This is a genomic window from Streptomyces sp. WAC05292, assembly GCF_003949955.1.
GTDB lineage: Bacteria > Actinomycetota > Actinomycetes > Streptomycetales > Streptomycetaceae > Streptomyces > Streptomyces globosus.
The window spans coordinates 1-7,118 of the sequence record NZ_RPSE01000336.1 but is presented as its reverse complement, the minus strand read 5'-3'; the positions used below and the strand labels follow the sequence as shown (position 1 = coordinate 7,118).

Genomic DNA, 7,118 nt, shown 5'->3' with positions numbered 1-7,118 from the left:
GGGGTGGGGCGTCCCCGGGCAGCGCGGCCTGTGGTCGACAACGGCGCTGATCCCGTGCCGGGACGGGGGTGCATACCGGCACAGTCCTCCCCTGAGCCTAACCCCGTGCGATCGGTCGGCCGACACCGGGTCACGGCCGGGACCGGCGCGGATGGCCGCCGGAGGAAGACCTGATGTTTCATCAGGTCGCTTGACCCGGACTCTTGACTCTCCGCACGGCAGTCGGGATTCTCGACGCACCTTTCGCGCGGGACATGACAACCAACGGGCCGGACACGGCCTTGCGTCCTCGACCGCGCCAGCCGACTCCCGATGACGCGAGTGTGACCATGACCAGACGCCGTCCCGTCCGCCGCCGACCACTCACACTGCTCGCCCTGCTCCTCGCCGCCGTTCTGGCCGTGTCGCTCGGCCCCGCGCCCGGCGCCTCGGCCGACGCCGACTGGTGGGCCCCCACCGCCCGGCCCGCACCCGACTCGCAGATCAACGTCACCGGCGAGCCCTTCAAGGGCACCGACGCCCAGGGGAACGTGCGCGGGTTCGTCGACGCGCACGACCACATCATGTCGAACGAGGGCTTCGGCGGCCGCCTCATCTGCGGCCGGCCGTTCTCCGAACAGGGCATCGCCGACGCGCTGAAGGACTGCCCCGAGCACTACCCCGACGGCACCCTCGCCGTCTTCGACTTCATCACCAAGGGCGGCGACGGCAAGCACGACCCGAACGGCTGGCCGACGTTCAAGGACTGGCCCGCGCACGACTCGCTGACCCACCAGCAGAACTACTACGCGTGGATCGAGCGGGCCTGGCGCGGCGGCCAGCGCGTCCTCGTCAACGACCTCGTCACCAACGGGGTCATCTGCTCGGTCTACTTCTTCAAGGACCGCGGCTGCGACGAGATGACCGCCATCCGCCTGGAGGCGCAGAAGACGTACGACATGCAGGCCTACGTCGACAAGATGTACGGCGGGCCCGGAAAGGGCTGGTTCCGCATCGTCACCGACTCGGACCAGGCGCGCGAGGTGGTCAAGCAGGGCAAGCTCGCCGTGGTCCTCGGCGTGGAGACCTCGGAGCCGTTCGGCTGCAAGCAGATCCTGGACATCGCACAGTGCAGCCGGGAGGACATCGACCGCGGCCTCGACGAGCTGCACCGGCTCGGCGTGCGCAGCATGTTCCTGTGCCACAAGTTCGACAACGCCCTGTGCGGGGTCCGCTTCGACGAGGGCGCGCTCGGCACCGCCATCAACGTGGGACAGTTCCTGTCCACGGGCACCTTCTGGCAGACGGAGCAGTGCACCGGTCCGCAGCACGACAACCCGATCGGCCTGGCGGCGGCGCCCTCGGCGCAGAAGCAGCTCCCGGCGGGCGTGTCGATGCCCTCGTACTCCGCCGAAGCCCGCTGCAACACCCGCGGACTGACCGAGCTCGGCGAGTACGCGCTGCGCGGCATGATGAAGCGGAAGATGATGCTCGAAGTGGACCACATGAGCGTCAAGGCCGCCGGCCGGGCCCTCGACATCCTGGAGTCCGAGTCCTACCCGGGCGTGATCTCCTCGCACAGCTGGATGGACACCGGCTGGCTGGAGCGCCTCTACAAGCTGGGCGGCTTCGCCACCGGCTACATGAACGGCGCCGAGAGCTTCAGCGCCGAGGCCAAGCGCACCGACGCCCTCCGCGACAAGTACGGCGTCGGCTACGGCTTCGGCACCGACATGAACGGCGTCGGCGGCTGGCCCGCGCCGCGCGGGGCGGACACCCCGAACCCGGTGCGCTACCCCTTCCGCAGCACCGACGGCGGTTCGGTCATCGACCGCCAGACGACCGGGCAGCGCACCTGGGACCTCAACACCGACGGCGCCGCACACTACGGGATGGTCCCCGACTGGATCGAGGACGTCCGGATCGTCGGCGGACAGGGCGTCGTGGACGACCTGTTCAAGGGCGCCGAGTCCTACCTGCGCACCTGGGGGGCCTCCGAGCGGCACAAGGGGGGCCTGAACCTCGCCTCGGCCGCGTCCGCCTCGGCGAGCTCCACCGAGTGGAACCCGTTCGTCAGCTACGCGGCCGGCCGCGCCGTGGACGGCAGCCGGTCCAGCCGCTGGGCGAGCGACTGGAGCGACGACCAGTGGCTGGCCGTCGACCTCGGCTCGCCCGCCCTCGTCAAGCGCGTCACCCTCGACTGGGAGCGGGCCCACGGGCGGGAGTACCGGATCGAGGTGTCCGACGACGGCGCGCAGTGGCGGACGGTGTGGTCCACCACCACCGGCGACGGCGGCCTGGACACCGCCCGGTTCGACGGCGTGACCGCCCGGCACGTACGCGTCCACGGCCTCGGCCGCGGCACGCAGTGGGGCTACTCGCTGTACGAGCTCGGCGTGTTCAGCAGCTGACGGCCCCGGGGGCGGCCGGGTCGGCGCATCCGGGCCCGGCCGCCCCGCCGGACCACGCACCGCACGCAGGGACAGGAAGGACCCCCATGCCCCGCAGGCCGCTGGCCGAGCGGCGCCGCCAGCTGACCGAGGCGGCGATCCGCGCGATGGCCCGCGACGGCGTCTCCCGCACCACGACCCGCTCCATCGCCGCCGAGGCCGGGGTGTCGCTGAGCGTCTTCCACTACTGCTTCGACTCCAAGGAGGCGCTGCTGGAGTCGGTGATCGAGACGATCACCGAGCACTACCTGGGGGTGGTGAAGGAGGCCATCCGCCCGCGGGCCACCCTGCGCGAGACGGTGGAGGCGGGCTTCGCCGCGTACTGGGACCACGTGCGCGCCCACCCCGCCGAGCACATGCTCACCTACGAGCTGGCCCAGTACGCCCTGCGCCGTCCGGGCTTCGAGCACCTCGCCCGAAGGCAGCACGAGCTGTACCGCGACGTGTACGCCGCCCTCGTCGAGGAGGTGCGCGGCGCCCTCGGCCTGGAGCTGCGGGTCCCGGTACCGGTGCTGGCGCGCTACCTGGCCGCCATGACGGACGGCCTCACCCTGAACTTCCTCGTCCTCGGCGACGACGAGGCGGCCGCCGGCATCCTCGCCATGGTGACCGAGCACGTCGCGGGGCTCGTCGAGGGCACCGGGGCGCCGCTCCCCGCGCCGCTGCCGGCCGTGTCGGGCCGTCAGTAGGGCCGCGGCGACATCACCACCGGGTCCGCCCCGGGCGCGACCAGGACGCAGCGGGGGACGCCCGGACCGGGCGTGACGCGCACGGTCACCGGCGTCGCCGGCTCGGTGGGGAGTTCCACGCGGACGGCGACGGGCCGGTCGCCGCGGGTGGTGCCGTGGCCGGTCTCCTTGCCGTCGACGAGGAGCTCCACGTCGACGCGGTGCCCCGTCTCGACGGTCGCGCTGACGGAGTGGCCGGCGTGGTCGATGTGGAAGTGGTGGCGTCGTCTCATGGGGTTGCCTCCGGCCGGGCGCACGAGGGGCGGGGCCCTGTGCCAAGGATAGTGGCGCCGTGTGCGGCTCGCAGGCCGCCGACGGGCGGCAGGGGTTTTGGATTGCCGCACGATCCTCAATACGATCCGGCGATGATCACAAGAAAATGGGCGGCGGCCGGGGCGTGCGGCCTGCTGGTCGCGCTCGCGGCCGGGCTGTTCCCGGCGGGCGCGGCGGCCGGCGAACCGGCGGCGAAGGACTCCCCCAAGGTCGAGCTGGTGCTGGACGTCAGCGGCTCGATGCGGGCGACGGACATCGACGGCAAGTCCCGCATGGCGGCCGCCAAGCAGGCGTTCAACGAGGTGCTCGACGCCACTCCGGACGAGGTGCGGCTCGGGATACGCACCCTCGGCGCCGACTACCCGGGGGACGACCGCCAGCTGGGCTGCAAGGACACCAGACAGCTCTACCCGGTCGGGAAGCTCGACCGGACCGAGGCGAAGGCGGCGGTCGCCACCCTGGCCCCGACCGGCTGGACCCCGATCGGCCCCGCCCTGCTCGGCGCGGCGGAGGACCTCAAGGGCGGCAACGCCACCCGCCGGATCGTGCTGATCACGGACGGCGAGGACACCTGCGCTCCCCTCGACCCGTGCGAGGTCGCCCGCGACATCGCCGCCCAGGGGATCCACCTGGTGATCGACACCCTCGGCCTGGTTCCCGACGCGAAGACGCGGGAGCAGCTGGTCTGCATCGCCGAGGCGACCGGCGGCACGTACACCTCCGTCCAGCACACGGCCGAGCTGTCGGGCCGCGTCAAGCAGCTGGTGGACCGGGCCGCGACCCCCGTCGTCACCCCGGTGGCGACCCAGGGCGGAAAGCAGTGCCAGGGCGCGCCGAAGCTCGGTGCGGGCCTGTACACGGACCGCGAGTCGTTCGGCGAGCACCGCTGGTACCAGGTGGACGTCCGGCCCGGCCAGGAGCTGCGGGCCTCGGTGAGCATCGCCGCGGACCGGGCGGTGAACAACGACTACGGGGTCATGCTGCGCGCGGTGACCGTCCACGGGCGGGAGATCGTCCGCGGCTCGGAGGCCGGCGACGGCCGCACCGACCTCGTCTCGACGGGGCTGCGCTATCCCAAGGGCGAGGCGGACGGCGAGGACGCGGACGGCAAGCCGGCCGCGGAGACGGTGTGCCTGCAGGTGAGCAACTCCTTCTCGGCGCCGGCTTCCGTCAAGACCACCCCGGGCATGCCGGTCGAGCTGGTGATCGACCTGGTGGACGGCCCCGACGGCGCCTCCGACGCCGCCTCGTTCGGCCTGGGCCGCGGCTGGTGGCTGCTCGGCGTGCTGGCCCTGGCCGGACTGCTCGCGGGCCTGGTGTGGGGCTGGATCTCCCGCTGGCGTGTCTCGGTCTGGAGGACGAACTGATGCGTACCGTACGGATGCTCACCGCCGCGGCACTGGCCGCGGGCGGCCTGCTCGCCGCGTCCGGCGCGGCGGCCGCCGACTCCCCTTCCGCGAGCGCGGGTCCGGGCGGCGGCGGGGCCGCCGGACCGACCGAGGCCGGTACGGCGTTCCGCACGGCGGTGCCGGTCAAGCCGGGCCAGCGGGCCACTGCGGAGGCCTCGACCGGCGACTACCTGTACTGGGTGCTGCCGCTGGACTCGGGGCAGCGCGCCACGGTCAAGGCGTCGGTGAAGCTGCCGCCCGCGGCCTCCCGGCACGCCGCCTCGACCTGGCGGATCGACGTGTACGACGGGCTGCGCCGCCGGCAGGCCTGCACGTACGGCGCGCAGAGCGCGACCGCCGCAGCGGACGCTGCCGCGGTGGAGCTGTCCTGCACACTGCGCACGGTGCGCCCCGGCGCGGAGCCGTGGGCCCACGACCCGCTGCCCGGCAGCTACTACGTGCGGCTGACGGCGGCGGAGGTGGCGAAGGAGGACCTCGGCCAGCCGGTGCGGGTGGAGGTCTCCGCCGAGACCCGCGACACCGGCGGCGCCTTCGCGGTGGACGGGGCGCTGGCGCAGCCGCTGGTACCCGGCGCCACGGCCCGGCTCTCGGCCGAGGCCGGGAGCGGCGAGGCGGGCTCCGCCGGCAGGGACCGGCCCGCCGCGGTGGGTGAGCCGGACGGCGGCTGGTCGGGCGGCCGCTGGTCCGACCGCTGGGTGTGGACCGCCGCGGGCGGCGTACTGGCGGCCTTGGCGGGCGTGTTCGGGTACTCCGTGACCCGCGGGCGGGGCCGCCCGCCGCACGTGCCGCGGGGCTGACGCCCGCCCCCGGCACCGGCGGGCGCCCTACACCGGGTGCCCGCCGGCGTCGGTGGTGTCGGCCTGGGTGGAGAACTTGGAGAGGAACACGTCGTAGAGGCCGTCGGGGCGGCGGGTCATGGTGGCGCCGTCCTGCCAGGTGCCGTTCTCGTCCCACCACCGGCTGCCGGCCGGATCGCCCTGGTTCTGGTGGATGTTGTGCATGCCGAGCCCCTCGTCGAAGGGCTCGCCGAAGACGAGGACCGGCCGGCCGGGGACGAGGATCGGCTCCAGCGCCGCGGAGGCCTCCAGGTGGCTGCCGGCGGTCCAGGGGCGGGGCGGGTCGATCCGGTCGAGGATCCGCTGCACCCACCCCGGGGGACGGCGTACGAAGAGGCATCCGGTGCGCTCGGCCAGGGCGGGGTGGCGCTGGTAGTCGATCGCGCCGGATCCGGAGGCGGTTGCCAGGTCGTGGTAGCCGGGGGACGGCGCGTCCACGGGCTCCAGCACCGAGGGGTGGAGGGTGAACACCTTCCACTGGACGCCGACCGCGGACTTCTTGCTGTCCACGTCGACGGCGCACGCGTAGCGGCCTTCCGGGGTGTCCACCTCCAGGTGGACGTGGTACCAGCGGCCCTGCGCGTCGGGCCGGTCGCGGAAGTGGCGGTGCAGCGTGCCGGACAGCACGCCGTAGTTCTCCAGGGGCATGCGGCCAGTGAACCACCCGCCGGCCGACCCCGCGGTCAGGGCGGCCCGGCGATCTCCTTCCAGTGGGCGGTGCGGTCGCACCAGCGCTGAAGGAGGACCGGGTCGTGGCCGACGGCGAGCAGGCCCGCGCCGGTGTCGGCCCGGTACTCCTCGACGACGGCGACCAGGGCCGCGGTCGTGGAGGCGTCGAGCATGGCGGTCATCTCGTCGCAGACGAGCCAGCGGGGCCGCAGTACCAGGGCGCGGGCCAGGCAGGCCCGCTGGAGCTGGCCGTCGCTGACCTCGTGGGGGCGCCGGTCGAGGAGGTCCGCGCCCAGGCCGACCCGCTCGGCCAGCCCGGCGACGGCGCCGGCCGCCTCGGCGCGCCGGCCGGTGGCGCGCAGGGGTTCGGCGACGAGGTCCCGCAGCCGCATCCGGGGGTCGGCGGCGAGGCGCGGCTGCTGGAAGACGACGCCGACGGCGGTGCGCAGGGAGCGCGGGGCGCGGTGGCGGAAGCCGGTCGCGGTGTGCCCGTCGATGCCGACGGTGCCGCGGTCGGGGCGGTGCAGGAGGGCGGCGACCCGGGCGAGGGTGGACTTGCCGCATCCGCTCGGGCCGAGGAGGCCGAGGGATTCGCCGGGGCGCAGGGTGAGGCGGGCGCCTTCGACGACGGGCCGACCCCGCTCGTATCCGGCGGTGATGTCGCGGAGTTCAAGCATGGTGGCAGGCCACCCCCGAGGCGGGTGCGGGCAGTTCGGCGCGGCAGCGGGCGTCGGCGTCCGGGCAGCGGGCGGCGAAGGCGCAGCCGGGCGGGAG

General features: G+C 74.1%; 7 protein-coding genes. 4 read left to right on the top strand and 3 right to left on the bottom strand.

Annotated features, from left to right (window positions below):
- Positions 1-329: 329 nt before the first annotated feature.
- Both EF903_RS25855 and EF903_RS25850 read left to right on the top strand, forming a co-directional pair.
- The gene (locus EF903_RS25855; RefSeq protein WP_125547072.1) at positions 330-2,390 is read left to right on the top strand and encodes a discoidin domain-containing protein; all 2,061 of its coding nucleotides are present in this window, start codon (positions 330-332) and stop codon (positions 2,388-2,390) included.
- Positions 2,391-2,476: 86 nt separating this feature from the next.
- Positions 2,477-3,118: a TetR/AcrR family transcriptional regulator gene (locus tag EF903_RS25850; RefSeq protein WP_125547070.1), complete on the top strand. Its 642-nt coding sequence runs from the start codon at positions 2,477-2,479 to the stop codon at positions 3,116-3,118.
- On the opposite strand, the gene EF903_RS25845 is transcribed toward EF903_RS25850, so the two are convergent.
- Complete coding sequence (locus tag EF903_RS25845) at positions 3,112-3,390, bottom strand: hypothetical protein (RefSeq protein ID WP_125547068.1); 279 nt, start codon at positions 3,388-3,390, stop codon at positions 3,112-3,114. The genes EF903_RS25850 and EF903_RS25845 overlap by 7 nt on opposite strands.
- Positions 3,391-3,522: 132 nt before the next feature.
- On the opposite strand from EF903_RS25845, the gene EF903_RS25840 reads away from it, so the two are divergent.
- Together EF903_RS25840 and EF903_RS25835 are read left to right on the top strand one after the other, a co-directional pair.
- Positions 3,523-4,797 (top strand): VWA domain-containing protein, encoded by a 1,275-nt coding sequence (locus tag EF903_RS25840; RefSeq protein WP_125547066.1) that lies wholly within the window; start codon positions 3,523-3,525, stop codon positions 4,795-4,797.
- On the top strand, positions 4,797-5,636 hold the full coding sequence (locus tag EF903_RS25835; protein WP_125547064.1) for a hypothetical protein: 840 nt from the start codon (positions 4,797-4,799) through the stop codon (positions 5,634-5,636). Before EF903_RS25840 ends, EF903_RS25835 begins: the two co-directional genes overlap by 1 nt.
- Before the next feature lie 27 nt (positions 5,637-5,663).
- Here EF903_RS25835 and EF903_RS25830 read toward each other — a convergent pair whose 3' ends face one another.
- Together EF903_RS25830 and EF903_RS25825 are read right to left on the bottom strand one after the other, a co-directional pair.
- Complete coding sequence (locus EF903_RS25830; protein WP_125547062.1) at positions 5,664-6,323, bottom strand: DUF2278 family protein; 660 nt, start codon at positions 6,321-6,323, stop codon at positions 5,664-5,666.
- Positions 6,324-6,358: 35 nt separating this feature from the next.
- Positions 6,359-7,021: an ABC transporter ATP-binding protein gene (locus tag EF903_RS25825; protein WP_125547060.1), complete on the bottom strand. Its 663-nt coding sequence runs from the start codon at positions 7,019-7,021 to the stop codon at positions 6,359-6,361.
- Between the last annotated feature and the right edge of the window lie 97 nt (positions 7,022-7,118).